This is a genomic window from Kitasatospora sp. NPDC088391, from assembly GCF_044753345.1.
Taxonomy (GTDB): Bacteria; Actinomycetota; Actinomycetes; order Streptomycetales; family Streptomycetaceae; genus Kitasatospora.
The window spans coordinates 123,481-148,877 of the sequence record NZ_JBIVNB010000003.1 but is presented as its reverse complement, the minus strand read 5'-3'; the positions used below and the strand labels follow the sequence as shown (position 1 = coordinate 148,877).

At 72.9% G+C, this 25,397-nt stretch carries 23 protein-coding genes and 1 tRNA gene; 15 read left to right on the top strand and 9 right to left on the bottom strand.

Annotated elements, in window-relative coordinates:
• The first annotated feature begins 175 nt into the window (after positions 1-175).
• From ACIQBJ_RS09360 to ACIQBJ_RS09330, 7 genes are all read left to right on the top strand, one after another.
• Complete coding sequence (locus ACIQBJ_RS09360) at positions 176-1,102, top strand: hypothetical protein (RefSeq protein ID WP_400706213.1); 927 nt, start codon at positions 176-178, stop codon at positions 1,100-1,102.
• Positions 1,103-1,244: 142 nt separating this feature from the next.
• Positions 1,245-2,735 carry a peptidoglycan-binding protein gene (locus tag ACIQBJ_RS09355; RefSeq protein WP_400706210.1) on the top strand — a complete coding sequence of 497 codons (1,491 nt, stop codon included), beginning with the start codon at positions 1,245-1,247 and terminating at the stop codon, positions 2,733-2,735.
• A complete protein-coding gene (locus ACIQBJ_RS09350; RefSeq protein WP_400706207.1) occupies positions 2,732-3,424 on the top strand; it encodes an ABC transporter ATP-binding protein in 693 nt (230 codons plus the stop codon). The genes ACIQBJ_RS09355 and ACIQBJ_RS09350 overlap by 4 nt, the downstream gene beginning before the upstream one ends.
• The gene (locus ACIQBJ_RS09345; RefSeq protein ID WP_400706204.1) at positions 3,424-4,674 is read left to right on the top strand and encodes an ABC transporter permease; all 1,251 of its coding nucleotides are present in this window, start codon (positions 3,424-3,426) and stop codon (positions 4,672-4,674) included. Before ACIQBJ_RS09350 ends, ACIQBJ_RS09345 begins: the two co-directional genes overlap by 1 nt.
• A gap of 65 nt (positions 4,675-4,739) precedes the next feature.
• A complete protein-coding gene (locus ACIQBJ_RS09340; protein WP_400706201.1) occupies positions 4,740-5,528 on the top strand; it encodes an aminoglycoside 3'-phosphotransferase in 789 nt (262 codons plus the stop codon).
• Between the two features lie 66 nt (positions 5,529-5,594).
• Entirely contained in the window at positions 5,595-6,086 is a 492-nt protein-coding gene (locus tag ACIQBJ_RS09335; protein ID WP_400706198.1) for an LURP-one-related/scramblase family protein, read from the top strand.
• 88 nt (positions 6,087-6,174) lie between these two features.
• Positions 6,175-6,597 carry a DUF350 domain-containing protein gene (locus ACIQBJ_RS09330; RefSeq protein WP_400706195.1) on the top strand — a complete coding sequence of 141 codons (423 nt, stop codon included), beginning with the start codon at positions 6,175-6,177 and terminating at the stop codon, positions 6,595-6,597.
• A gap of 44 nt (positions 6,598-6,641) precedes the next feature.
• Here ACIQBJ_RS09330 and ACIQBJ_RS09325 read toward each other — a convergent pair whose 3' ends face one another.
• Positions 6,642-7,235: a GNAT family N-acetyltransferase gene (locus ACIQBJ_RS09325; RefSeq protein WP_400706192.1), complete on the bottom strand. Its 594-nt coding sequence runs from the start codon at positions 7,233-7,235 to the stop codon at positions 6,642-6,644.
• A gap of 118 nt (positions 7,236-7,353) precedes the next feature.
• Positions 7,354-8,637, bottom strand: a complete 1,284-nt coding sequence (locus ACIQBJ_RS09320) for an adenylosuccinate synthase (RefSeq protein WP_400706189.1) — start codon at positions 8,635-8,637, stop codon at positions 7,354-7,356.
• Between the two features lie 126 nt (positions 8,638-8,763).
• Between ACIQBJ_RS09320 and ACIQBJ_RS09315 the strand changes: the two genes are divergently transcribed.
• The 3 genes from ACIQBJ_RS09315 to purM all read left to right on the top strand — a co-directional run bounded on the left by ACIQBJ_RS09315 (position 8,764) and on the right by purM (position 12,479).
• Positions 8,764-9,579, top strand: coding sequence for a diacylglycerol kinase (locus ACIQBJ_RS09315; protein ID WP_400706186.1), 816 nt, complete (start codon positions 8,764-8,766; stop codon positions 9,577-9,579).
• A gap of 175 nt (positions 9,580-9,754) precedes the next feature.
• A complete protein-coding gene (gene purF / locus ACIQBJ_RS09310; protein ID WP_400706183.1) occupies positions 9,755-11,335 on the top strand; it encodes an amidophosphoribosyltransferase in 1,581 nt (526 codons plus the stop codon).
• A 67-nt stretch (positions 11,336-11,402) separates the two neighbouring features.
• Positions 11,403-12,479, top strand: a complete 1,077-nt coding sequence (purM, locus tag ACIQBJ_RS09305; protein WP_400706180.1) for a phosphoribosylformylglycinamidine cyclo-ligase — start codon at positions 11,403-11,405, stop codon at positions 12,477-12,479.
• A gap of 127 nt (positions 12,480-12,606) precedes the next feature.
• On the opposite strand, the gene ACIQBJ_RS09300 is transcribed toward purM, so the two are convergent.
• Together ACIQBJ_RS09300 and ACIQBJ_RS09295 are read right to left on the bottom strand one after the other, a co-directional pair.
• The gene (locus ACIQBJ_RS09300) at positions 12,607-12,846 is read right to left on the bottom strand and encodes a DUF3073 family protein (RefSeq protein ID WP_400706177.1); all 240 of its coding nucleotides are present in this window, start codon (positions 12,844-12,846) and stop codon (positions 12,607-12,609) included.
• A gap of 372 nt (positions 12,847-13,218) precedes the next feature.
• Positions 13,219-14,361, bottom strand: coding sequence for a Glu/Leu/Phe/Val dehydrogenase dimerization domain-containing protein (locus tag ACIQBJ_RS09295; RefSeq protein ID WP_400706174.1), 1,143 nt, complete (start codon positions 14,359-14,361; stop codon positions 13,219-13,221).
• 170 nt (positions 14,362-14,531) lie between these two features.
• Between ACIQBJ_RS09295 and ACIQBJ_RS09290 the strand changes: the two genes are divergently transcribed.
• Positions 14,532-15,434, top strand: a complete 903-nt coding sequence (locus ACIQBJ_RS09290; protein WP_400706171.1) for a hypothetical protein — start codon at positions 14,532-14,534, stop codon at positions 15,432-15,434.
• A 451-nt stretch (positions 15,435-15,885) separates the two neighbouring features.
• Complete coding sequence (gene bldC, locus ACIQBJ_RS09285; RefSeq protein WP_030459248.1) at positions 15,886-16,092, top strand: developmental transcriptional regulator BldC; 207 nt, start codon at positions 15,886-15,888, stop codon at positions 16,090-16,092.
• 348 nt (positions 16,093-16,440) lie between these two features.
• Here the strand turns inward: bldC and ACIQBJ_RS09280 are convergent.
• Together ACIQBJ_RS09280 and hrpA are read right to left on the bottom strand one after the other, a co-directional pair.
• Positions 16,441-16,514 (bottom strand) — tRNA-Asp (locus ACIQBJ_RS09280).
• A 117-nt stretch (positions 16,515-16,631) separates the two neighbouring features.
• Entirely contained in the window at positions 16,632-20,603 is a 3,972-nt protein-coding gene (gene hrpA, locus ACIQBJ_RS09275) for an ATP-dependent RNA helicase HrpA (RefSeq protein WP_400706168.1), read from the bottom strand.
• A gap of 212 nt (positions 20,604-20,815) precedes the next feature.
• On the opposite strand from hrpA, the gene ACIQBJ_RS09270 reads away from it, so the two are divergent.
• The 3 genes from ACIQBJ_RS09270 (at position 20,816) to ACIQBJ_RS09260 (ending at position 22,905) form a co-directional block, all read left to right on the top strand.
• Positions 20,816-21,160 carry a WXG100 family type VII secretion target gene (locus ACIQBJ_RS09270; RefSeq protein WP_400706165.1) on the top strand — a complete coding sequence of 115 codons (345 nt, stop codon included), beginning with the start codon at positions 20,816-20,818 and terminating at the stop codon, positions 21,158-21,160.
• 45 nt (positions 21,161-21,205) lie between these two features.
• Positions 21,206-22,300: a hypothetical protein gene (locus tag ACIQBJ_RS09265; protein ID WP_400706163.1), complete on the top strand. Its 1,095-nt coding sequence runs from the start codon at positions 21,206-21,208 to the stop codon at positions 22,298-22,300.
• Positions 22,301-22,458: 158 nt separating this feature from the next.
• The gene (locus tag ACIQBJ_RS09260) at positions 22,459-22,905 is read left to right on the top strand and encodes a PGPGW domain-containing protein (protein WP_400706160.1); all 447 of its coding nucleotides are present in this window, start codon (positions 22,459-22,461) and stop codon (positions 22,903-22,905) included.
• Between the two features lie 7 nt (positions 22,906-22,912).
• Here ACIQBJ_RS09260 and ACIQBJ_RS09255 read toward each other — a convergent pair whose 3' ends face one another.
• The 3 genes from ACIQBJ_RS09255 to ACIQBJ_RS09245 are packed head-to-tail and all read right to left on the bottom strand — an operon-like array spanning position 22,913 to position 25,327.
• Positions 22,913-23,599: a DUF2236 domain-containing protein gene (locus tag ACIQBJ_RS09255; RefSeq protein WP_400706157.1), complete on the bottom strand. Its 687-nt coding sequence runs from the start codon at positions 23,597-23,599 to the stop codon at positions 22,913-22,915.
• Positions 23,596-24,858, bottom strand: a complete 1,263-nt coding sequence (locus tag ACIQBJ_RS09250) for an MAB_1171c family putative transporter (RefSeq protein ID WP_400706154.1) — start codon at positions 24,856-24,858, stop codon at positions 23,596-23,598. The genes ACIQBJ_RS09255 and ACIQBJ_RS09250 overlap by 4 nt, the downstream gene beginning before the upstream one ends.
• Positions 24,851-25,327: a hypothetical protein gene (locus ACIQBJ_RS09245; protein ID WP_400706151.1), complete on the bottom strand. Its 477-nt coding sequence runs from the start codon at positions 25,325-25,327 to the stop codon at positions 24,851-24,853. The genes ACIQBJ_RS09250 and ACIQBJ_RS09245 overlap by 8 nt, the downstream gene beginning before the upstream one ends.
• Positions 25,328-25,397 lie beyond the last annotated feature (70 nt).

The following is a 25,397-nucleotide window of genomic DNA, read 5'->3' as shown; positions in this document are numbered from 1 at the left end:
CGCGTGTGATTCCCCCGGGGTGCTGGCGGGCCCGCGCCCCCGGGGCCCCCACCCCACTCAAACCCCCCGCCCGGGGCGGGGGCCGGGGGGGGGGGGGGGGCCCGGGGGGGGGGCCCCCCCCGCCGCCAGGACCCACCGCGTCGAACCGCCCGGTGGGGGAGAGGGAGGAGACGCGGTGAGCAGAGCACGAGTCCTTGCCCTGGCGCTGGGCGTGACGGCGCTGGGCCTCGCCGGGTGCGGCGGCCCCGACGGGCACCCACCCCAGGCCGCGCCGCCGGCCCTGGCCGCCGTTCCGACCGTCACCGAGCCAGGTCAGGTCACCTTCCCCACGGACGCCTACCTGGTCACCCCCGAACAGATCCGCGAGATCGTCAGGGCCCAGGACGCGGTGGCCGCCCGGTGCATGGGCGAGTACGGCTTCGCCGGCCGGCCGACCGGACTGGTCGGCCTGGACGACATGGTCGGCGAACGCACCACCCGCAGCCTCGTCTACGGGTACTTCGACGTGGCGAACGCCGCCACCAAGGGCTACGCGAACACCGCGCCCCAGCGCCTGCCCGAGGACCCGACCGGAGCCGGCCCGATGTCCGCGCAGGAGCAGACCGCGCTCACCGGCGCGGACCCCGCGACCGGCCAGCCCGTCACCACCCTCGCGGGCAAGCCGCTGCCCAAGGGCGGCTGCCTGCAGCAGGCCCGGGACGTCCTCGGCGGTCCGGTGCCCAACCCCGCCTCCGGAGACCTGCCGGACGGCGGTCCGAAGATACCGGTGTCCGACCCGCGGTTGGTCGAGGCGTTCGCCAAGTGGTCGGCCTGCATGAAGGAGAAGGGCTTCGACTACAAGGAGCCCGTCAACGCCATCGGCGACCCCGCCTGGCAGCGGCAGACCCAGGGGCCGAGCCCGCAGGAGATCGCCACCGCCGGCGCGGACGTGGCCTGCAAGGTCGCCAACAACACCGTCGGGATCGTGGTGGCCGTCCAGACCGCGTACGACAAGCAGTACATCGAGGCCAACGCGGCGAAGCTGACGGATTACCGGAAGCGGATCGACGACATGCTGCGGAAGGCGGCGCAACTGGTCGCCCCCAACGGATCACAGGGGTGAACAGGACTCGTTTTACTGAAAGTTGACGGCTGTTCGGCAAGCATGGCCGTCGAGGACGGATCGTCGGCGGGTGCGCCCGACCCGGGCCGCCGCGGCCCGGGTCGGGCAGTGCGGCCGATTCTGGAGGGGGAGCGCAGTGCTTGTGATCGGCAGGAACCGGCCGAGGCCGGAACCGCCCGGGGCGGAGGAGGACGAGCAGTCGGTCCCGCTCTCCCGGACCGTCCGCCGACAGCGGATCGCGCTGGTCGCCGCCGTGGTGTCGGCACTCGTCTCCGCCGGGGGCCTGGCCGCGGCGACCCTGGTGAAATCGCCCGCCGAGCGGGCGGCACAGACCGCCCCGCCCCCGTACAGCCTGCTCACCGCGCCGGTGGTCAGCCGGGTGCTGAGTCCTTCGGTGACCGCCAGGGCGGCGGTCTACCCGCCGACCCGCTACGAGGTGGTGCCCGCCCCCGCCTCGGCCGAGGTGACCCAGCTCTACCTCTCCAAGGTGAACGTGAAGCCCGGCGACCAGGTCACCGCCGGGCAGTTGCTGGCGGAGGTCTCCGGACAGCCGCTGTACGTCTTCAAAGGGGCGGTGCCCGCCTACCGGGACTTGAAACCGGGGTCCAGCGGTCCCGACGTGACCGAACTGCAGGAGGCCCTGGCCGAGGCGGGGCACCCGGTGGGCACGGACCGGAAGGGCACGTTCGGACCCGGCACGGGTCGGGCCGTCACCGACTTCTACCGCGACCTGGGCTACCCGGTACCGGTGACCGGCGCCGCGACCCAGCAGGCGGTGGACACCGCGCGGAAGGCGGTGGACGCCGCCCGGCAGAGCGTCGACTCGTTGGCCGCGCAGAAGAACGGGCAGCAACCGGGGACGGGGCAGGGCCCCGCGGCCGGCAGCGACCTCGACAGCCGACTCGCGGCCGCCAGGAGCCAGTTGACGAGCGAGAAGGACACACTGGCCCGGGCCGAGGCGGTCAACGGCCCGATGGTGCCGGCCGCCCACGTGGTCTTCCTGCCCACCCTCCCGGCCACCGTGACGGCGGTCAACTCCTCCGTCGGCCTGCCGGTCTCCGGAACGCTGCTCTCGATCACCAGCGGCGGCCTCACCGTCACCGGACAGCTGACGGCCGCACAGGCCGCGGCCGTCAAGCCGGGCATGGCGGTGGAGATCCTCGAGGAGGACACCGGGAAGAAGTACGACGCGAAGGTGGAGGACCTGGGCCGGCCGACCACCGCCGCCCCGGCCGGCAAGGTGGTTCCGATCGGCGGCACCCCCGCCGGGCAGAACCCCGCGGTCGGACAGAACAACCCGGCGCCGGGCGCGCCGAACGCCGCCGGCGGCACCGGGGCCTCGTACATCCCGGTCGGGATCGTCGCCGACTCCCCGCTGCCGGCCGCCCTCAACGGCAAGAACGTCCGCGTCACCATCCGCAAGGCGGTCACCGACGAACCCGTGACCGCGGTCCCGGTGGCCGCGATCAGCACCGACGCGACGGGCCGCACCAGCGTCACCGTGGTGGGCGGCGGCGGGCTGCGCACCACGGTGCCCGTCACCACCGGGATCACCGCGGACGGACTGGTCGGGGTGACCCCGGTGGACGGGGGCACGCTCCGGCCCGGCGACCAGGTGGTGGTCGGTCGGTGAGCGGCACCCCCGTCATCCGCCTCACCGGGGTGGGGCGGACCTTCGGCGAGCGGGCGCCGGTGACCGCCCTGCACCCGACCGACCTGGTGGTGGAACGTGGCGAGTACCTCTCGGTGACCGGGCCGTCCGGCTCCGGCAAGTCGACACTGCTGCACCTGCTCGGGCTGCTCGACACCCCCACCCGGGGCCGGTACGAGCTGGACGGCATCGACACCGGGACGCTCCGCGACCGTGACCGCTCCACCCTGCGCGGCCGGCGGATCGGCTTCGTGTTCCAGTCCTTCCACCTGCTGCCGCACCGCACGGCGGCGGAGAACGTCGCCCTGGCGCAGGTCTACCACCGGGTGCCGCACGCCGAACGGACCGCCGCGGCCCGCGCCGCGCTCCGGCAGGTCGGCCTCGGGCACCGCACCGGCGCGCTGCCCGGCACCATGTCGGGCGGTGAACGCCAACGGGTGGCCATCGCCCGGGCACTGGTCAACGAGCCGAGCCTGCTGCTCTGCGACGAACCGACCGGCAACCTCGACTCCGCCAACGCGGCCGCCGTCCTCGCCCAGCTCGACGGACTGCACACCCGCGGCTACACCCTGGTGGTGATCACCCACGACCCGGCGGTCGCGGCCCGGGCCGACCGCCGGGTGGCGATCCGGGACGGCGTGCTGACCGGGTCCACGGGGGCGGTGCACTGATGCCGCGCAGCGTCCTGCCGGACCCGGCCACCCGCCTCGGCCTCCGCGACCTGTGCGGCGAGGCGCTCGCGGGCATCCTGCAGCGGCCCGGCCGCTCGGTCCTGACCATGCTCGGCACGGTGCTGGGCATCGGCGCGTTCGTCGCAGTGCTCGGGCTGACCGCCACCGCCTCCGGGCAGATCGGCGCCCGGTTCGACCTGACCAGGGCCACCACGGTCCAGCTCTCCGACCGCCCCCGGACGGACGGCGTCCCACCCGGAACCAACCCGCCGATCAGCTTCCCCGCGGACGCCGACCAGCGGATGGGCCGGATCGACGGCGTCGAGGCCGCCGGCGTCTGGTGGTCCCTCCCCGGCAACCCCCGGCTGACCGCCCGCCCGGCCGACGGCGCACCCGCCGTGACCGGCATCGGCCTGTACGCGGCGACGCCCGGCGCGGTGCGGGCCATCGACCCCGTGCTGGTCTCCGGCACCCTCCCCGACCCCTACGTCGAGCGCACCGCCCAACCAGTGGTGCTGCTGAGCGAGGCCGCCGCCTCCCGGCTCGGGGTGAGCCGGCTCGACGCCCAGCCCGCCGTCTTCATCGACGACCTGCCGTACACCGTGATCGGCATCTACTCGGACGTCCGCCGGCAGCCCGCCACCCTGCTGGGGGCGATCGTCCCGGCCGGCACGGCGCTCGAGCGGTTCGGCAACCCCGCCGCCGAGCCCGACCGCAGCGCCCAGGGGCTGGTCGCCACCCGGACCGGGGCCGCCACCGTGGTCGCCGAGCAACTCGCGGTGGCCCTGCGCCCGGACGCGCCGGACGCCTTCACGGTCGTCCCGCCACCGGACCCGCACAGTCTGCGCGACCGGGTCACCTCCGACCTGACCGGGCTGTTCCTGGCCCTGGCGGCGATCTGCCTGCTGGTGGGCGCGGTCGGCATCGCCAACACCACGCTGGTCGCGGTGCTGGAACGGACCGAGGAGATCGGCCTGCGCCGGGCGCTCGGTGCCCGCACCCGGCACATCTCCGCCCAGTTCCTCACCGAGTCGACCGCGCTGGGCACCCTGGGCGGCCTGGTCGGCACCAGCGCCGGCGTGCTCACCGTCCTCGCCGTGGCCACGGCCAAGGACTGGACGGCGGTGCTGTCGCCCGCCGCCACCCTGTCGGCTCCGCTGATCGGCAGCGTGGTGGGACTGTTGGCCGGCCTCTACCCGGCCCTCCGGGCGGCCCGCACCGATCCGCTGAAGGCCCTGCGCAGCGGCTGACCCGACTCCGACCGGCCCCGGAAAACCCGGTGCCGTCCGGTCGGGCACCGGGCGACAATGGCCGGATGGTCGCGTACGTGCCCGAGGGCGATGTCGAAGTGCCGCCCGCCGTGGCGGAGTTGGCGGCCGGTGCGCCGGTCGCCGCGGTCTGGCGGAACGAGCTGGGCGGGCTGACGTTCCGGCTCGGCGACGGCCCGGGGCGCAGGTTCGCCAAGTGGGCGCCGCACGGCAGCGGGGCCGACCTCGACGCGGAGGCCGAGCGGCTGCGCTGGGCCCGGCCGTTCACCGCCGTCCCCGAGGTGCTGGCGCTCGGCGGCGACGACACCGGCCGCTGGCTGCTGACCGCCGGACTGCCCGGCCGCTCCGCCGTCGAACCGGGGCCGAAGGCCGACCCGGCCACCGCCGTCCGCGCGATCGGCACCGGGCTGCGCGCCTTCCACGAGGCGCTGCCGGTCGCCGACTGCCCGTACGACTGGTCGGCGGAGCACCGGATCGCGCGGGCCGTCCGACTGCGCCGCGACCCCGCCGACCGGCACCCCGACCTGCGCCGGCACGGCACCGTCGACCGGGCGCCGGCCGTCCTCGCCGACCCGCCGCCCGTCGACGTCGCCGTGGTCTGCCACGGCGACGCCTGCGCCCCCAACACCCTGGTCGGCGCGGACGGCCGCTGCTCCGGCCACGTCGACCTGGGCGCGCTCGGCGTCGCCGACCGCTGGGCCGACCTCGCGGTGGCCACCTGGAGCACGGTCTGGAACTACGGCCCCGGCTGGGAGCGTCCCCTGCTGGAGGCGTACGGCGTCGAACCGGACGGCGAACGCCTGGCGTACTACCGCCTGTTGTGGGACCTGACCTAGCCCCCGGTGGGAGCATGTCGGGTGCCGCCCGACGGCGGGCCGGCGAAGAGACGAGGAGTCGGGGTCATGGGTCGGAAGTTCCAGGTCAAGGAGCGCCTGTTCGCGGTCGGCGACGACTACTGGGTCGAGGACGAGCACGGCGACAAGGCGTTCCTGGTGGACGGCAAGGTGCTGCGCGTCCGCGACACCTTCGAACTGCAGGACACCGAGGGCAACACCGTCGCCACCATCCGCGAGAAGGTGCTGACCGTCCGCGACGCGATGAAGATCGAGAACGCGGACGGCGACGTGGTGGCGACCGTCCGCAAGAAGCTCTTCACCCCGTTCCACGACAAGTTCCACGTGGAACTGGAGGCCGGCGGCGAGTACGAGATCCACGGCGACCTGATCGACAAGGAGTACGCGGTCAAGTCCGACGGCCACCGGATCGCCGAGGTCTCCCGCAAGTGGTTCGCCATCCGCGACACCTACGGCGTCGAGATCGAGGACGGCGCCGACGTCCCGCTGATGATCGCCATCGCGGTCTGCCTGGACCGCCTGGTCGAGCACAACGACTGACCGGCCTCCGCCGCCGCCCGCTCCGGGTGCGCTATGTTGTGCCGATCCCGAGCACGGGGGACGGCGGCACACCGGAGAGGGCGGGCGGATGAGCGACATCCTGCAGCAACTGGGCTACGCGGCGGGGTACGGCGCGGTCGGCCTGGTCCTGCTGCTGCTCGGCGTGCTGCTGGTGGACGTGCTGACGCCCGGCGAGCTGCGCCGGCAGATCTGGATCGAGCGCAACCGCAACGCCGCCGTGGTGCTGAGCTCCGCGCTGCTGTCGATCGGCGCGATCGTCTTCACCGCGGTGATCTCCACCTACCAGGAGTTCGGCAAGGGCCTGCTCGCCGCCGCCGTGTTCGGCCTGTTCGGCCTGCTGCTGATGGCCGTCTCGTTCTGGGTGCTCGACCTGGTGACGCCCGGGAAGCTCGGCGAGCTGCTGGTCGACCCCGAGCCGCACCCGGCGGTCTGGGTCACCGCCGCCACCAACCTGGCCGTCGCCGCGATCGTCTCCGCCGCGATCTACTGACGCCCCCGCCCGACCGGCCCGTTCTCCCCGGCCGGTCGGCCCGGTCAGCCCGCCGCCAGCCGCTCGGTCAGCCGGGCCTTCGCCGCGGGCCACTCCTCGACCACCATCGCGAAGTACACGCTGTCCCGCCAGCTGCCGTCGGGCCGCCGGCGGTGCCGCCGGAAGGTGCCCTCGTACACCGCGCCCAGGCGGCGGATCGCGTTCTGCGAGCGCTCGTTGAGGTGGTCGGTCTTCCAGCAGACCCGGCCCATGCCGAGCTCCTCGAAGGCGTGCGTGAGCAGCAGCAGCTTGGACTCGGTGTTCACCGCCGTCCGCCAGGCCGACCGGGCGTACCAGGTGCCGCCGATCTCCAGCTGCTCCTCGGCCGCGTTCGCCTCGTAGTAGCAGCTCACCCCGATGGCGCGCCCGCTCTCCCGCTCCACCACCGCGAACGGGAAGCAGGCCGGATCGGCCAGCCGCAGGGCGACCACCGCCGCCATGTCCTCGACCGTCCGGGGCAGCGGGACCGGCACCCAGCGCCACACCTCCTCGTCCCCGCCGCCGGCCGCGAACAGCTCGGGCACGTGGGCGGGCGTCAGCGGCTCCAGCCGGACGTGGCGGCCGGTCAGGACGGTGGGCGAGGGCAGCTTCGCGGTCATGCGCCCCACCGTAGGGCCCGTTTGCACTAGAAGCAAGACAGTTATGAACTAGTGCAAGCGGACGCGGGCATGGGAGAGGCCCGGCACCCCCGGTGCCGGGCCTCCGCCGCGGTGCGGCCTACAGGAAGGAGTTGATCTGGATCGTCTCGGTCCGGCCGGGGCCGACGCCGATCGCCGAGATCGGGGCGCCGGACATCTCCTCCAGCGCCTTCACGTACGCCTGCGCGTTCTTCGGCAGCTCCTCGAAGGTCTTCGCCTTCGAGATGTCCTCGCTCCAGCCCGGCAGGTTCTCGTAGATCGGCTTCGCGTGGTGGAAGTCCGACTGGTTGTACGGGAGTTCCTCGACCCGGCGGCCGTCGATCTCGTACGCCACGCAGACCGGGATCTGCTCCCAGCCGGTCAGCACGTCCAGCTTGGTGAGGAAGAAGTCGGTCAGGCCGTTGACCCGGGTCGCGTAGCGCGCGATCACCGCGTCGAACCAGCCGCAGCGCCGGTCGCGGCCGGTGGTGACACCGCGCTCGCCGCCGATCCGCCGCAGCGCCTCGCCGTCCGCGTCCAGCAGCTCGGTCGGGAACGGGCCCGAGCCGACCCGGGTGGTGTACGCCTTCAGGATGCCGATGACCCGGTCGATCTTGGTCGGGCCGATGCCGGACCCGGTGCAGGCACCGCCCGAGGTCGGGTTCGAGGAGGTGACGAACGGGTACGTGCCGTGGTCCACGTCCAGCAGGGTGCCCTGGCCGCCCTCCAGCAGGACGACCTTGTCCGCCTTCAGCGCCTCGTCCAGGACGAGGGTGGTGTCGGCCAGGTACGGGGCGATCTTGTCGGCGTAGCCCAGGTACTCCTCGAGCACCAGGTCGGCCGGGATCGCGCGGCGGTTGTACAGCTTCACCAGCAGCTGATTCTTGTCGTGCAGCGCCGCCTCGATCTTCTGGCGCAGGATCGACTCGTCGAACAGGTCCTGGACCCGGATGCCGACCCGGTTGATCTTGTCGGCGTAGGCCGGGCCGATGCCGCGGCCGGTGGTGCCGATCCGGCGCTTGCCGAGGAAGCGCTCGGTGACCTTGTCCAGCGTCCGGTGGTACGGGGTGATCAGGTGGGCGTTGCCCGAGATCAGCAGCTTCGAGGTGTCGATGCCGCGCTCGTTCAGGCCCTTGAGCTCGGAGAGCAGCACACCCGGGTCGATCACCACGCCGTTGCCGATCACCGGGACGACGTTCGGGCTGAGGATGCCGGAAGGCAGCAGGTGGAGGGCGTACTTCTGGTCGCCGATGACCACCGTGTGACCGGCGTTGTTGCCGCCCTGGTAGCGGACGACGTAGTCGACGGAGCCGCCGAGGAGGTCGGTGGCCTTCCCCTTGCCCTCGTCTCCCCACTGGGCGCCAACGAGCACGAGTGCCGGCACAGGCGTACACCCCTTCCGGTTGGGGCATCCTGCGAAGACCGCAGTCTGGCCCGAGATGGACGAAGCCCCTGGCGCAATGGCGCAAGGGGCTCTTGCACCGAGAGATTACCTGAGGAAGGACCGGTCGTGTCGTCGCTGTCCACGCCCGTATCCCGCCCCCCGGACGACACCGAGGGCCCCGGGCCGCTGCTGGTGCTGCTCGACCCGTCGGCCCGGGAGGCCGACGGCGAGTCGGTGCGGATCGCCAAGGACGTGCTCTGCGGGGGCGCCGACGTGAAGGTCGCGCTGCCGCAGAGCCCGTCCGAACTCGACCGGGCGCTCGCGCACCGCGGCCGCCGCCGCGCGGTGGTGGTCGGCTCCGACCAGGCGCTGCAGCGGGTGCTCCAGGCGTTGCACCGACAGCGCGAGCTGGACGCCGACCCGGTCGGGCTGGTCCCGGTCGGCGGCCCGGTCAGCACCGCCACCGCCCGGCTGCTCGGGGTGCCCGCCGAGCCGGTCGCGGCCGCCCGCGCGGTGCTGGCCGGCGGGGCCCGACGGCTCGACCTGCTGCTCGACGACGGCGGCGGCGTGGTGCTCGCCGAGGTCCGGTTCGTCGGCGCGCACCAGGGCCGAACGGGTGGATGGCGTTCGCTATGGGCGAAATTGGCTGCGGCCGAGCAGGCGAGCCCCACCGCCACCGCCGACGAACTGCGGATCGAGGCCGACGGCCGCCTGCTCGCCGACGTCCACCAGCGGGTGCGCCACCTGCGGGTCGCCGTGGTCGACGGCGCGATGGAACTCGCCCTCGACCTCGACGGCCGCCCGCAGCGCCACCGCGCCGACCGGCTCACCGTGGCCGGCCGCGGCTTCGGCTACGAGGCCGACGGCTGCCCGGTCGGCCCGGTCCGGCAGCGCACCTGGACGGTCCGCCCGTCCTCCTGGCGGCTGCTGCTCCCGGCCTGATCACCCAGGGTGACCAGGCTCACGTTCCGTCCCTCCGGCCGCCGTGCGAACGCCCGGTGACAAGGGCGTGAAGCCGGGCCCGCACCGCCCGCCGAGCTGGTAAGAGGCGTTGTCTACGCGCGTACCCCGGGCCTGCCAGCAGGCCGTTCGCCCCGGCTGCCCTAGACTCGGAGTCGTGCCACGTGGTGACGGACGACTCAACCACGACCTCCTTCCCGGCGAGAAGGGCCCCCAGGACGCTTGCGGCGTCTTCGGTGTCTGGGCTCCCGGCGAGGAGGTCGCGAAGCTCACGTACTTCGGCCTCTATGCCCTGCAGCACCGCGGACAGGAATCCGCGGGCATCGCAGTGAGCAACGGCTCCCAGATTCTCGTCTTCAAGGACATGGGACTCGTCTCCCAGGTCTTCGACGAGACATCCCTGGGGTCGCTGCACGGGCATATCGCCGTCGGACATGCCCGCTACTCGACCACCGGGTCCTCGGTCTGGGAGAACGCCCAGCCGACCTTCCGCGCGACCGTTCACGGTTCGCTGGCCCTCGGCCACAACGGAAACCTGGTCAACACCGCCGAACTCGCGGCGATGGTCGCCGAACTGCCGGGCGAGGAGCACGTCTCCCGCTCCGGCCGGACCGCGGCCACCAACGACACCGACCTGCTGACCGCCCTGCTGGCCGGCCACCCGGACCTCTCCATCGAGGAGACGGCCCGCAAGGTGCTGCCCGGCGTCAAGGGCGCCTTCTCGCTGGTGTTCATGGACGAGCACACGCTCTACGCCGCCCGCGACCCGCAGGGCATCCGCCCGCTGGTGCTCGGCCGGATCGAGCGCGGCTGGGTGGTCGCCTCCGAGACCTCCGCCCTCGACATCGTCGGCGCCAGCTTCATCCGCGAGGTGGAGCCCGGCGAGCTGATCGCCATCGACGAGAACGGCATGCGCACCTCGCGCTTCGCCGAGGCCAAGCCCAAGGGCTGCGTCTTCGAGTACGTGTACCTGGCCCGCCCGGACACCACCATCTCCGGCCGGAACGTGCACCTCTCCCGGGTGGAGATGGGCCGCAGGCTGGCCGCCGAGGCCCCGGCCGAGGCCGACCTGGTGATAGCGACGCCGGAGTCCGGCACGCCCGCCGCGATCGGCTACGCCGAGGCCAGCGGCATCCCGTTCGGCTCCGGCCTGGTGAAGAACGCCTACGTCGGCCGGACCTTCATCCAGCCGAACCAGACGATCCGGCAGCTCGGCATCCGGCTCAAGCTCAACCCGCTCAAGGAGGTCATCCGGGGCAAGCGCCTGGTGGTCGTCGACGACTCGATCGTCCGCGGCAACACCCAGCGCGCGCTGGTCCGGATGCTCCGCGAGGCCGGTGCGGCCGAGGTCCACATCCGGATCTCCTCGCCGCCGGTGAAGTGGCCGTGCTTCTTCGGCATCGACTTCGCCACCCGCGCCGAGCTGATCGCCAACGGCCTGTCGGTCGACGAGATCGGCCGCTCGCTGGGCGCCGACTCGCTGGCCTACATCTCGATCGACGGCATGATCGAGGCCACCAAGCAGCCCAAGGACCAGCTCTGCCGGGCCTGCTTCGACGGCGAGTACCCGATGGAGCTGCCCGACCCGGCACTGCTCGGCAAGCTCCTGCTCGAGGCCGAGATCGCCGGCGGCCAGGCCAAGCAGCCCGTCCGCGGCGGCAAGCAGACCAGCGACCTCGACGGCGTGCAGTCGCTGCTGGGTGGCGCGGGCGCGGCGGACGCGCTGCGACGCCCGTAACCGTGCGAGCCGCCCCCGGCGCACAGCCGGGGGCGGCGGTACCACCACTTCGAAAGGGCCACACCAGGTGACCAGCAACGAGACCGGGGCGACCTACGCCGCCGCGGGTGTCGACATCGAGGCCGGCGACCGCGCCGTCGAGCTGATGAAGCAGTGGGTGAGGAAGAGCAGCCGCCCCGAGGTGGTCGGCGGCATCGGCGGCTTCGCCGGACTCTTCGACGCCTCCGCCTTCAAGCGCTACGAGCGCCCGCTGCTGGCCACCGCCACCGACGGCGTCGGCACCAAGGTCGCCATCGCCCAGGCCATGGACAAGCACGACACCATCGGCCACGACCTGGTCGCCATGGTCGTCGACGACCTGGTGGTGTGCGGCGCCGAGCCGCTGTTCATGACCGACTACATCTGCGTCGGCAAGGTCGTCCCGGAGCGGGTCGCCGCCATCGTCAAGGGCATCGCCGAGGGCTGCACGCTGGCCGGCTGCGCGCTGGTCGGCGGCGAGACCGCCGAGCACCCGGGCCTGCTCGGCCCGGACGAGTACGACGTGGCCGGCGCCGGCACCGGCGTGGTCGAGGCCGACGCGCTGCTCGGCGCGGACCGGGTCCGCGCGGGCGACGTGGTGATCGCGATGGCCGCCTCCGGCCTGCACTCCAACGGCTACTCGCTGGTCCGGCACGTGCTGCTGAACCAGGCCGGCTGGTCGCTGGACCGCCGGGTCGAGGAGTTCGGCCGCACCCTCGGCGAGGAACTGCTGGAGCCCACGAAGATCTACTCGCTGGACTGCCTGGCGCTCACCCGCGCCACCGAGATCCACGCCTTCTCGCACGTCACCGGCGGCGGCCTGGCCGCCAACCTGGCCCGGGTCATCCCGGACGGCCTGCACGCCCGCCTGGACCGCGGCACCTGGTCGCCGCTGCCGGTGTTCAGCACCGTCGCCAAGGTCGGCGCGATGCAGACGCTGGAGATCGAGAAGACCCTGAACATGGGCGTCGGCATGGTCGCCGTCGTCCCGCCGGAGTCGGTCGACACCGTGCTCGCCGTCCTGGAGGACCGCGGCGTGGAGTCCTGGCTGCTCGGCGACGTGGTCGACCGCGGTGCCGAGCACGACGGCGGCGCCGCCCTGTACAACGCCTACGAGTCGTTCTGACCCGGGGCACGGCGAGGGGCCCCGTCGCACCCGCGGCGGGGCCCTGCGCACGACCGGGGCGTCACCGGACGCCGAAAACCGGCCCGGCGCTCACGGGGAGCGCCCTGGCCGGTCCGGTCGAAGAACGTCAAGCGCGGCGACGGAACGGAGGGGTTTCCTCTTCTTCGTCGTCGTCCTGGTTGTACCTGTCCGCGTAAGCCGCGTAGGGGTCGTCCTCGTCGTCGTCCTCGATCGGCTCAGGCTCGATCGCGGTGGACGGGGATACACCCAGCTCGTTTGACAGACGGTTAGCGTCGAACCCGCCGCTGTTGTACTTCAGCTCGCGGGCGACCTTCGTCTGCTTGGCCTTGGCCCGGCCGCGCCCCATGGGTCGACCCCCTCAACGGTGGGGCTCACGGCCCCGAGTCTGACACGTGTTGATGATCAGGTCCGGCCTGCCCGAAGTGGGAAACCGTCCCTTGGAGCATTAACGGTACCTGTTTCCGCCGCCGGACGGTACGTCGCCCGTGTGACGTGGCGCGCACCCGAGCCCCCCCGAACCAGGTCCGCCCTGGTCAGAGGGGAATTCCGAGGCTTTCGCAGGCTGTCCGGCCAGCGGCCGGTCCCGTCGTTCCTGCAGAGATTATCCCCCGAAGGAGGCGCGGTATCGCCCGATCGGGGGACGGACTGAGAATCCGGTTCCACATCGTGATGCGCGGGGCCGGGGGGTGTTCGGCCCCGCGCATCCGGGCGGTCGCGGTCAGCCCCGCCGGGCGGCCGGGAGCAGCACCGAGCGCAGCGCGCTGATCTCGCGCATCCGCTTCTCGGCGAGCCGGTCGGCGGCCACCGCCGGGGGGACGCCGTCGGAGGCGGCCCGGGTGAAGATCTCCAGCGTGGTGTCGAAGATCTTCGTGGCCTTGTTCTTGGCCCGGTCGAAGTTGAAGCCCTCGATCTCGTCGGCGACCTGGATCACGCCGCCGGAGTTCACCAGGTAGTCCGGCGCGTAGAGGATGCCGCGGTCGGCGAGGTCCTTCTCCACGCCCGGGTGGGCGAGCTGGTTGTTGGCCGCGCCGCAGACGATCGCGGTGCCGGCCGCGCCGAGCGCGGCGACGGTGTCGTCGGTCAGCGCGCCGCCGAGCGCGCACGGGGCGTAGACGTCCAGCGCGGAGGCCAGCAGGGCGCCGGTGTCGGCCACCACCTCGACCTCCGGGTGGGCGGCCCGGACCCGGTTCACGGCGGTCTCGGAGACGTCCGTGACGACCACGGTGGCGCCGTCCGCGACCAGGTGGCCGACCAGGTAGTGGCCGACCTTGCCGACGCCCGCCACGCCGACCCGCTTCCCGCGCAGGGTGGGCTGGCCCCAGCGGGCCCGCGCGGAGGCGCGCATGCCCTGGAAGACGCCGAAGGCGGTCAGGATGGACGAGTCGCCGGCGCCGCCGTGCTCGGGCGAGCGGCCGGTCACGAAGGAGGTCTCGCGGGCCACCACATCCATGTCCTGGACGTAGGTGCCGACGTCGCAGGCGGTCACGTAGCGGCCGCGCAGCGACTCCACGAAGCGGCCGTAGGCGCGCAGCACGGCCTCGTTCTTGTCCTGGTTCGGGTCGCCGATGATGACGGCCTTGCCGCCGCCGAGGTCGAGCCCGGCGAGGGCGTTCTTGTAGCTCATCCCGCGGGAGAGGTTCAGCGCGTCCTGCAGCGCGTCCTCCTCGCTCGCGTACGGGAAGAAGCGGGTGCCGCCCAGGGCCGGGCCGAGGGCGGTGGAGTGGATGGCGATGATCGCCTTGAGGCCGGAGGAGCGGTCGTGGCAGAGCACGACCTGCTCGTGCCCCTCGCCGTCCTGTCCGGTGCCGAAGACTCGGCTCAGCACGCCTGGTGCGGGGTGCGTGGTGTGTACGTCGGTCACGGTGGTGACTCCAGTAGGAATGGCCCGCGGCGGTGGTGCGGGCGTCTGGTGGAAGCCTAGCCCCGGGTCCGCCTTCGAATCTGCCCCTCGACGGCCCCCGGAGCACAACGACCGAAGCCGTCCGTACGACACCCTGACGAGGACCTGAGGCGCGTGCGACGATGCGGATCGTGACCGCTCCGCGCACGACCGTGATCCCGCCCTACACCGCGCAGCTGCGGGTCTACGAGCCGCTGGCCGCCTACCCCGAGCCGGACCGCTCGCGCTGGCAGGCGTACGCCGCCGCGCACGGGCCCGACGCCGAGGGGCCGGGCCGTCCGGTGACCGGGGCCGCGCTGGCCGAGCAGCGCGGCGCGCTGGCCCGGCTGGCCGCCCTGACGCCCCGTCCGCTGCCGGACCGGGAGGACGGGAGGGCCTATCTGCGGCTGCTGGACGGGGTGACCTACGTCTGCCCCTGGACGACCCGGCTGCGGGGCTGGCTGGCGCTCCAGGAGCTGCCCAGGACGCTGCCCGCGCACCTGGTGGACACGGTGCTGCCGCCGGCCCTGCGGAGCGCCGCCGAGGCGGAGCGGGCGCAGTGGCAGCAGGACCACCCCGACGCCCGGCCCTGGATCCTGACGAGCCGTTGGGAGGTGCCGATCCGCTGGTTCCTGGCCTTCGGCGAGGAGGACCGCCACCACCTGCCGGCCGGCGAGTACGGCTCCGCGGGCGAGGACGGGCGGGCGGAGCCGGCCGCGCTGTTCTACCTGACGCCGATGGTGCAGGCGCGCCGCCGGGTGGCCCGGGCGTACCGGGTGCTGCGGGAGAAGGCGCCGGACGGGGTGCTGGTGGACGGGGCCGAGGAGATCGGGCGCTGGCTGGAGGAGTTCCACCCGCGCTCGCTGGTGGAGCTGGACTACGGGGGCCTGGCCCGGCTGCTCGGCCCCGGGGGCCTGGCGGAGGAGCACTCGGTGGGCGACCTGGCCGCCGGGCTGGCGGCGCTGCGGTCGGGCGACACCGACGAGGCGGCCCGGGTGCACGAGGAGCTGACCGGACGGTGGCGGCGGGTGCTGGCGCTGCGGCAGTCGTCCTGAGCAGGGGCGGAGACGGTTCTCTCGAATGTCGGTGCGAGAAGTCAGGATGGTCCATACCATGAGTGGGGTTTCCGGGACCATGGTCCCGGATCGGGTCAATACCCATGGAACGTGACACTACTCACCGTTGACGCCAACTCAGACCTATATGCCAAAATGGGACAACCAACCCAAGCCCGACCGGACGCTCCGTACCGTGACCGCTCGTCATCACTGCGTGACTGTCCGTTATGGGGTGGTCCATGGCCTTCCGTCGCCCTTGAACCCGTGAGGGGTCAATTTTGACGGTTTGGCCGATGGGACTGGACGGATGGTGTAGTTGTAGACACCAGGACAAGCCGTTCGTCCTATAACCGACTCGGCCCGTCCCTGCCATTTCGGGCATCGCGGGCCAAGGTGCAGAATTTGAAGGATAGAACCGCCCTGGTTCGGTTCTCCGAGGAGGCCGCTCATGACCGCTCGTACCCCTGACGCAGAGCCCCTGCTGACACCGGCAGAGGTCGCCACGATGTTCCGCGTGGACCCGAAGACCGTGACTCGCTGGGCCAAGGCCGGCAAGCTCACGTCGATCCGGACCCTCGGCGGGCACCGCCGCTACCGCGAGGCGGAGGTGCGTGCCCTGCTGGCCGGTATTCCGGCCCAGCGCACCGAGGTCTGATTTCCCGTCTTCCCCTGGGCCGCGTACCCCGACTCCGCCGGGTCGGGACCGCGCACCGGGTAGTTCGAAGGGCCGTTCTCCCCGACTCCGCCGGGTCGGGAGGGGCGGCCCTTCGGCGTGTCCGGGGCGGAATCGGTGATTCCTGTTGGGGCGGGAGGGAGAGGGGGGCAATAGCGGGAAAGTCAGTACAATTTCACATATTAAATATGGGCACTTTGGGGGGATCTCCGGGAACTGACGTCTCGAAAGGCGTTCCGTGACGGTGATCACAGCGGCGCCGTCTTGCGACCCGCGCCCGGAATGCGATAAGGCCCGGAACCTTGACGGTTCCGGGCCTCACCCGTAATGCGATCCCGACGGGACTTGAACCCGCGACCTCCACCTTGACAGGGTGGCGAGCTAACCAACTGCTCCACGGGACCAGTGTTCTGATCCTTGCCCGCCTGCTCTCGCCTGCGGACAAGACAGACTGTACTGCATGGCGACCCCCCAGGTCGAACCGGCTCCGGAGCACCCCGGAGCCGGTTCCCGATCCGCCGTCAGAGCGACGCCGCGGCCGCCTCCATCGCCTTCAGGATGCGCTTCTCCGACACCGGGCTCGGCGTGCCCAGGCCCTGCGCGAAGAAGCTCACCCGCAGCTCCTCGATCATCCAGCGGACCGCCCGGACCTCCGGCGACGGCTCCCGGCCCTCCGGCACCCGGGCCAGCAGCTCCCCGTACGCCTGCTGCACGGCCTGTACCTTCAGCAGGTTCTGCAGGTCGCGCTGCGGGTGGTTGGGCAGCGCCTCCAGGCGGCGGTCCACCGCCAGCAGGTAGCGCTTCAGGTCGCCGAGGCGCTGCCAGCCCGTGCCGGTCACGAAGCCCGGGTGCACCAGCGAGGCCAGGTGCAGCCGGACGTCGTTCACCGCGGACAGCAGCACCGGGCTGGAGACCGTCCGCAGCCGGGTCGACGCCTTGTGGAAGGCGATCAGCGCCGTCGCCGTCTTCAGCGTGGTGTCCGCCGACAGCTCGTACAGGTCCGCGCGGACCTTGTCGTACAGCGTGCCGAACGCCTCCGCGTCCCAGGCCACCCCGCCGTTCAGCTCCATCAGGCGGTCGGTCGCCGCCGCCACGATGTCCTCGAACAGGGCCGGGATCGACCCGTGCGGGTTGTACGACAGGGCCAGCTTCGCCTGGTTGCCCAGCCGGCCCTGGATGCCCTTCGCCGGGGAGTTGACCGTCAGCATCAGCAGCCGGCGGGTGCCCGTCCACATCGCCCGCTGCTGGGCCTCCGGAGTGTCGAACAGCTTGATGCCGACCGTGGCGCCCTCGTCCACCAGCGCCGGGTAGGCGCGCAGCGAATGGCCCTTGGAGCGCTGCTCGAAGGTGCGCTGCAGGATCGGCAGGTCGGCCGGCCAGGCCGTCAGGCCGGTGCGCTCGATGCCGCGGCCGGAAGCGGCGCTGGAGAGCGTCGCGGACAGCTTCGGCTGCAGCTTGCGGCGCAACTCCTCCAGGTCCTTGGACTCGGCGAGCTTCCGCTTGCCGTCCACCACCCGGAAGGTCACCTTCAGGTGGTCCGGCACCCGCTCCTCGTCCCACGCCTCCGGCGGGATCGGCAGGCCCGACATCCGGTGCAGCACCCGCTCCAGGGTCGGCAGCAGCGGCTCCTGGCGGTCCGTCAGCTCGTGCATCGCCGCCCGGGCGTAGTCCGGGGCCGGGACGAAGTTGCGGCGCACCGCCTTCGGCAGCGAGCGGATCCAGGCCGTCACCAGCTCCGCGCGCAGGCCCGGGATCTGCCAGTCGAAGCCCTCGTCCACCACCTGGTTCAGCACCGGCAGCGGGATGTGCACCGTCACGCCGTCCGCGTCGCTGCCCGGCTCGAACTGGTACGTCAGCGGGAAGCGCAGCTTGCCCTGCTGCCAGAAGTCCGGGTAGTCGGCCTCGGCGATCCCGTCCGCCGAGTCGTTGATCAGCATCGACTTCTCGAAGTTGAGCAGGTCGGGCTGGTCGCGGCGGGTCTTCTTCCACCAGGCGTCGAAGTGCCGGCCGGAGACCACGTCCTCGGGCAGCCGGGCGTCGTAGAAGTCGAACAGGGTCTGGTCGTCCACCATGATGTCCCGGCGGCGGGCCCGGTTCTCCAGCTCCTCGACCTCGTCGAGCAGCTTGCGGTTCTCCGCGAAGAACCGGTGGTGGGTCTCCCAGTCGCCCTCCACCAGGGCGGAGCGGATGAACAGCTCCCGGCACAGCTCCGGGTCGATCCGGCCGTAGTTGACCTTGCGCTGGGCGACGATCGGCAGGCCGTACAGCGTGACCTTCTCGTACGCCAGCACCGCGCCGGCCTTCTTCTCCCAGTGCGGCTCGCTGTAGGTGCGCTTGATCAGGTGCGCCGCCAGCGGCTCCACCCACTCCGGCTCGATCTTCGCGTTGATCCGCGCCCACAGCCGGGAGGTCTCCACCAGCTCGGCCGACATCACCCAGCGCGGCGGCTTCTTGAACAGTCCCGACCCCGGGAACACCGCGAACCGGGCGCCGCGGGCGCCCGCGTACTCGCGCTTCTCCACGTCGAACAGGCCGAGGTGGGAGAGCAGACCGGAGAGCAGCGCCTGGTGGATCCGGTCCGCGTCCGGCTCGGCGTCGTCACGGGGCTCGTCGATCGTCACGCCGAGCTGCTTGGCGATGGTGCGCAGCTGGACGTAGACGTCCTGCCACTCCCGTATCCGCAGGTAGTTCAGGAACTCGGACTTGCACATCCGGCGGAACGCCGAGGAGGACAGCTCCTTCTGCTGCTCCCGGACGTAGCGCCACATCGCCAGGTAGGACAGGAAGTCGGAGGTCTCCGAGTGGAAGCGGCGGTGCCGCTCGTCGGCGGCCTGGCGCTTCTCGGCGGGGCGTTCGCGCGGGTCCTGGATGGAGAGCGCGGCGGCGATCACCATCACGTCGCGGACGCAGCCGAGCCGGTCGGCCTCCAGCACCATCCGGGCCATCCGCGGGTCGACCGGGAGCTGGGCGAGCTTGCGGCCCAGGTCGGTCAGCCGCTTGCGCGGGTCCTTCTCGTCCGGGTCGAGGGCGCCCAGCTCCTGCAGCAGGTGGACGCCGTCCTTGATGTTCCGGGAGTCCGGCGGGTCGAGGAACGGGAAGGCCGCGATGTCGCCCAGGCCCGCCGCCGTCATCTGCAGGATCACCGAGGCCAGGTTGGTGCGCAGGATCTCGGCGTCGGTGAACTCGGGGCGGGAGAGGAAGTCCTCCTCCGAGTACAGCCGGATGCAGATGCCGTCCGAGGTGCGGCCGCAGCGGCCCTTGCGCTGGTTGGCGCTGGCCTGGCTGACCGCCTCGATCGGCAGGCGCTGGACCTTGGTGCGGTGGCTGTAGCGGGAGATCCGGGCGGTGCCCGGGTCGATCACGTACTTGATGCCGGGGACGGTCAGCGAGGTCTCGGCGACGTTGGTGGCCAGGACGACCCGGCGGGAGTTCGAGCGCTGGAAGACCCGGTGCTGCTCGGCCGAGGAGAGCCGGGCGTAGAGCGGGAGGATCTCGGTGAACTTCAGTTTCAGCTTGGTCAGCGCGTCGGCGGTGTCGCGGATCTCGCGCTCGCCGGAGAGGAACACCAGGATGTCGCCCGGCCCCTCGGCCTGCAGCTCCTCGACCGCGTCGCAGATCCCCTGGATCTGGTCGCGGTCGCGGTCCCGGTCGTTCTCGTCCTCCTCGAACTCCTCGTCGTCGAGGAGCGGGCGGTAGCGGACCTCGACCGGATAGGTGCGGCCGGAGACCTCGATGATCGGGGCGCCGTCGAAGTGCTCGGCGAAGCGCTCCGGGTCGATGGTCGCGGAGGTGATGATCACCTTGAGGTCGGGGCGGCGGGGCAGCAGCTGCTTGAGGTAGCCGAGCAGGAAGTCGATGTTCAGGCTGCGCTCGTGCGCCTCGTCGATGATCAGGGTGTCGTACTGGCGCAGGTCCCGGTCGGTCTGGACCTCGGCCAGCAGGATGCCGTCGGTCATCAGCTTGACCAGGGTGTCCGGGCCGGCCTGGTCGGTGAACCGGACCTTCCAGCCGACCGCCCCGCCGAGCGGGGTGTCCAGCTCCTCGGCGACCCGCTCGGCCACCGTGCGGGCGGCGATCCGGCGCGGCTGGGTGTGGCCGATCAGGCCGCGCACGCCGCGGCCCAGCTCCAGGCAGATCTTCGGGATCTGGGTGGTCTTGCCGGAGCCGGTCTCGCCCGCGACGATCACCACCTGGTGGTCCCGGACGGCGGCCAGGATCTCGTCCTTCTTCTGCGCCACCGGCAGTTCCTGCGGGTAGCGGATCACCGGCACCGCCGCGAGGCGGTCGGCCACCCGCAGCTCGGCGCGGTCGAACTCGCCGCCCAGCTCGGCCAGCACCTGCTGCCGGGCCTCGTCCGAACGGACCTTGCGGATGCCCTCCAGGCGGCGGCCCAGGCGCTGCGCGTCGCGCAGCGTCAGGCCGGGCAGCCGGGCGGCCAGCTCCGCGAGCGTGGGGGCGGGCTGCGGGGCTACGGGAGAACTCACTGCGGGCATCCCTCTAGGTTGCAGAAAGACAGGGCCGGGGCGCACCTCGGTTTTCGAGCACGTCCAGTGTCACAGGCGGGGCGGGCGGACCGCGAACAGCCGTTCCGGCGGAGTCCGCCGTCCCGCTTCCGGCGGGTACCCGCCCGTTTCGCCGACCGCCCCCACTGACTAGCCTGGGGGGAACTGGAATTCGGGGAAAACGGGGAAACAGGGGGAGCGTCATGGACCTGTGGGGCGATGTGAAGAACCTCGCCGGCGACGTGGTGAAGGTCGGCGAGGACATCGTGATGGCGCCGGCCGAGATCGCGCACTGGGCGCTGGGCAAGATGTTCGGCGACGCCGACGCCGAGCTCAACAAGATCGCGCAGGAGCTGGCCGAACTCGGCAAGCAGGTGGACGGCCTCGGCCGCGAGGTCAGCGGCGTGCTGTCCGGCATGACCTGGCACGGCGCGGCCGCCGACGCCTTCACCGCGCACGCGCAGGGCCGCGTCCGCGAGCTGAACACCGTCGCCGACGAACTCACCCAGCTCGGCGACGCGGTCAAGCAGCTGGCGAACGTCCTCTAGCGGCAGCGGCGGACGACGGGGCGAGGAAGAAGGGGACTTCCGTCCATGACGGGGAATCAGTTCGGTTTCCAGCCGGGCGAACTGCTGAAGATCCAGCGCGACTTCGAGCAGATCAACCAGCGGATGACCGAGATGAGCAAGCAGGTCGGGCACATCCGGGAGACGGTCGCCAAGGCGGCCGCCACCGACGTGTTCTCGGGCTGGATCGCCAACGTCTTCGGCGCCGGGGCGGTCCTCGCCCAGGTCACCAAGGACGTCTCGGCGATCAACAGCCGGGCCGACGCACTGATGAAGACCAAGGAGCAGCTCACCAAGGAGCTGCAGCAGGACGCCGCGAAGATCAAGCAGCTGATCGCGGCGTACGAGGCGGCCGAGAAGCGGATCGCCGAGCAGATGAAGAAGCCCAAGGTCGAGGAGAAGCCGCAGCCCAAGGCGCCCGGCACCGGGATCGACAGCGCCGGCGACAAGGGCGGGCACAAGGGCGGCAGCGGTGGCAGCGGTGGCAGCGGCCACCCGTCCCAGCCCAGCTCGCCGGGCCACCACGACGGCGGCGACACCGGGTCGGGCACCCCGACCGGCGGGCCGGGCGGCAAGTTCGACGGCCCGAAGCTCAAGGACCGCTCCACCGGCGACTGGCAGACCCACTACGGCGACAACGGCAAGAGCTGGGACGCCTGGTCCAACAAGACGCACCGGAAGAACGGCGAGGGCCTGGGCGTGAAGGCCCGGCCCAACCTGGACGGGCTCTCACCCGAGCGCAAGGCCATCGTGGAGCGCGCCCTGGAACGCGCCGAGCACAAGCTCGGCTACAGCCAGAGCGCGATCACCAACGGCTACCGGGTGGACTGCTCCGGCCTGGTCTCCTGCGCCTGGGGCCTGCCCGGCCCCGGCCGCAACACCTGGGGCCTGATGGAGAACGACGTCTCCACGCACATCACCAAGGGCGACCTGCAGCCCGGTGACGCGATGATCTCCGGCGACCACACCATCCTGTTCGCGGGCTGGGCGGACGCCGCCCACACCCGGTACATCGGCATCGAGGACAGCGGCGACGCGGGCATGGTCTCCCGGGAGATCCCCTACCCGTACTTCCACGGCGGCTCGGCCTACCAGCCCTACCGCCGCAAGGGCGTCGACTGACCGTCCGCGGGGCACCGCCGCGGGCCCGTCCGGGGGAGCGCCCCGGGCGGGCCCGCGCTGTTCCTGGCACGGTGGAACGCGGAACCGGAGTGATCCGTTCTCCTCGGGACGGGAACTGATCGACGACGACCGGAGCGGCGGCCGTGGCGGGTGGACGAGTGAGTACGGAACGACAGCGGCCCGGGTACGAGGCGGACCCGGCGACGGCCCACCCGGTGGCCCGGGTGGCGTTCGGGGTGGCCGGCACGGCGCTGATCGCGGTCGGGGTGGTGCTGCTGGTGCTGCCCGGCCCCGGGATGCTGCTGATCCTGGCCGGGATGGTGCTGGTCGCCCGCGCGGTGCCGGCCTTCGCCCGGTTCGTCGAACCGGTCCGGGCCAAGGCGATGCAGGGCGTGGAGGCGAGCGTCGCCTCCGGCTGGCGGATCGCCGGTTCGCTGCTCGCCGGGCTCGGCCTGATCGCCGCGGGCGTGGCCGCCGGACTGCTGCCGGACCTGCCGCTGGCCGGCTGGGCCACCGGCGCGAGCCTGATCCTCTCCGGCCTGATCCTGCTCGGCCTGCTGGCCTGGAGCCACCGCCGGGTGCACGGGCCGGGCCGCTCCGCCTGACGTCCCGTCAGCGGGCCAGCCGGAAGGCCACCGCGGCCGCCGCCCGCAGCGGCCAGGACGGGCGGGGAACGGCGAAGGCGGCCCGCAGCGGGTCGTCCAGCAGGGCGGCCGCGAAGGCCGGGGCGCGGCGGGCCAGCGGGCCCGGGAGGCGGGCCGCGAACAGGGCGGAGACCGAGCGCCACAGGGCCTGCCCGGCCTCGCTGGGCGCGAACCGGTCGGCCTCGAACGCGCGCATCCAGGCGGCCACCCCGGCCAGGTCCGGGCCGGGCAGCGGGGGCAGGCCCAGGGCCCGGGCCAGTTCCGCCTGGAAGGCGAACGCCGCGGACCGGACCGCCGCGCCGCCGCGGGCGAACTCCACCGGGCAGACGGTGAAGCAGGCCAGCACGTAGCGCATCGTCTCCGCGTCCACGCCCGGCAGCCGGTGCAGGGCGGCCAGCTCGGCGACGACCTCCCGGCCGCGCGGGCTGTCCACGCCGTGGCCGATCAGCTCGAACATCACCGCCCCGGTGGCCTTCGCCCGGGCCTTCGGGGCGGTGGTCAGCCGCCCCGTCCCGGCCAGCACCCCGGCGATCTGCGGGACGGCGAAGGTGCGGACGAAGCCGAGCGTCAGGCCGACCCGGGCCCGCTGCGGGGCGCGGTGCAGCACCAGCTCGGCGAAGGCGTCCCGGGGGCGGTCGGCCGCGGGGGGCGTCACGGCGCGGCGGGCGGGGTGGCGGGCGGTGCGGCGGCGGGTGCCAGGACCTGGTCCAGCAGCGGCGACCCCAGGTAGTCGGCGACCCGGACCAGGTGGGCGCGCTCCTCGGCGGGGGCGGCGTCCAGGCCCGGCAGCACCGGCTGCTCCTCGCGCGGGCGCGGCACCGCGCCCGCGGCCAGCCCGGTGACGGCGGAGCGCAGGGCGGCGGCGACCACCAGGGCGTCCCGGTCGCCGGGGTGCAGCGAGACCCGGTCGGCGAGGTCGCGGGCCCGGTGCACGGCGGCCGGGTCGATCCACGGACGGAGCGTCAGCTGCCCGTCGCGGATCTCCAGCCCGCGCCGGGTGGTGCGCCACTCCAGGTCGCGCAGGGCCAGGCGCTCGCGCCAGGCGGGGGAGGGCGGTCCCTCCAGGGCGAGCCGCCGGTCGGCCCGGTAGACCAGGTCCCAGAGCGGGCGCAGGGCGCGGAAGTCGCGGCGGCGGATCGCCCAGGCGGCCCCGGCCGGGCCGGCGAAGCCGCAGGTGATGCCGACCGCGCCGAGGGCGGCGAAGGCCGGACCGAGCGCGGTGCTGAGCCACTCCGCGCCGCCCGCCCCGGCGTACGCCAGGACGATCGCGGCCAGCTTGCACAGCACGTAGCCGCAGGCGGTGAGCGCGCCGACGGCGATCAGCCGGATGCCGCGGCGCAGCCAGCCCGCCGGCAGCCGGGTCGCGTGGCCGAGGCAGACCCGGCCGATGTCGACCAGCGCGTAGGCGAACAGGCCCTGGTAGAGCGCCAGGAACAGGGCGGTGGCGGCGCGCGGGGCGAAGGTGGTGTCGAAGGTCAGCGGCGTCTCCGGCCGGTACGGGCCGCCGGCCAGGAACAGCCCGGCCAGCACCGGCACCAGGGCGGCGAACACCGCGGCGCGGTGGCGCACCCGCCGCCGCAGCCGGTCGTCCAGCGGCGCCCAGATCTCGGTGCCCGCGCGTTCCTCCGGCGGCGTCCAGACCAGGGCCAGCACCACGGCGGCGGCCGAGAAGCCGACGATGCCGAGGTAGACGAAGAGGGTGGCGAGGTTGCCGACGCCGGTGAGGTGCCCGATCGCCCGGTAGAGCAGCGGGGAGGCCAGCAGGAAGGCGGTGGACGGGGAGGCGATCGCCAGCGCGACCACCAGCAGCCCGAACGAGGGCTCCCGCCGCCAGGCCCGGAACTTCAGCGCGGCCACCGCCCAGGCGGCGCCGCCGATGCCCAAGTAGACCAGGTTGTACGGCAGTTCAGACATGCTGTCCCTTGCGGTGCTCCAGCGCGGGAGCGAGCTGCGAGGTGGTGCCGGCGCCGGGGGCCAGCACCAGCAGGCGCATCAGCTCGGCGCCCAGCACCTCGGCCTCCTCCTCGGCGGTGTCGTCGTAGTGCGAGCGGCCGAGCACCAGCCGGAGCATCTCCGGGTCGATGGTGGGCAGTTCGACCGAGGCGGCGGCCGGGTCGAGCAGGGCCGGCTCGGACAGGTGCCCGCAGAGCAGGTGGGCCAGCTCGTGGCAGACGATGTGGGCGCGGTGCAGTCCGGAGGTCTCCTGCTCGACGTGGACCACGTCCTCGTCGGGGAGCCGCTCGACGAAACCGGAGGGCTCGCCGACCCGCATCCGGCGCGGCGCGATCCGGATCGGCCGCCCCAGGTGCGCGGAGACCGCCGCGCACAGCTCCTCGGCGGTGCTCAGCGGCGGCAGCCGCAGGTCGCGCGCGACCGCCCGCATCCGGCGACGGGTCCGCCCGAGTCCGCTCCCCACACCCCGCACGTCGACCCCTTCCGGAAGCCGCCAGTGG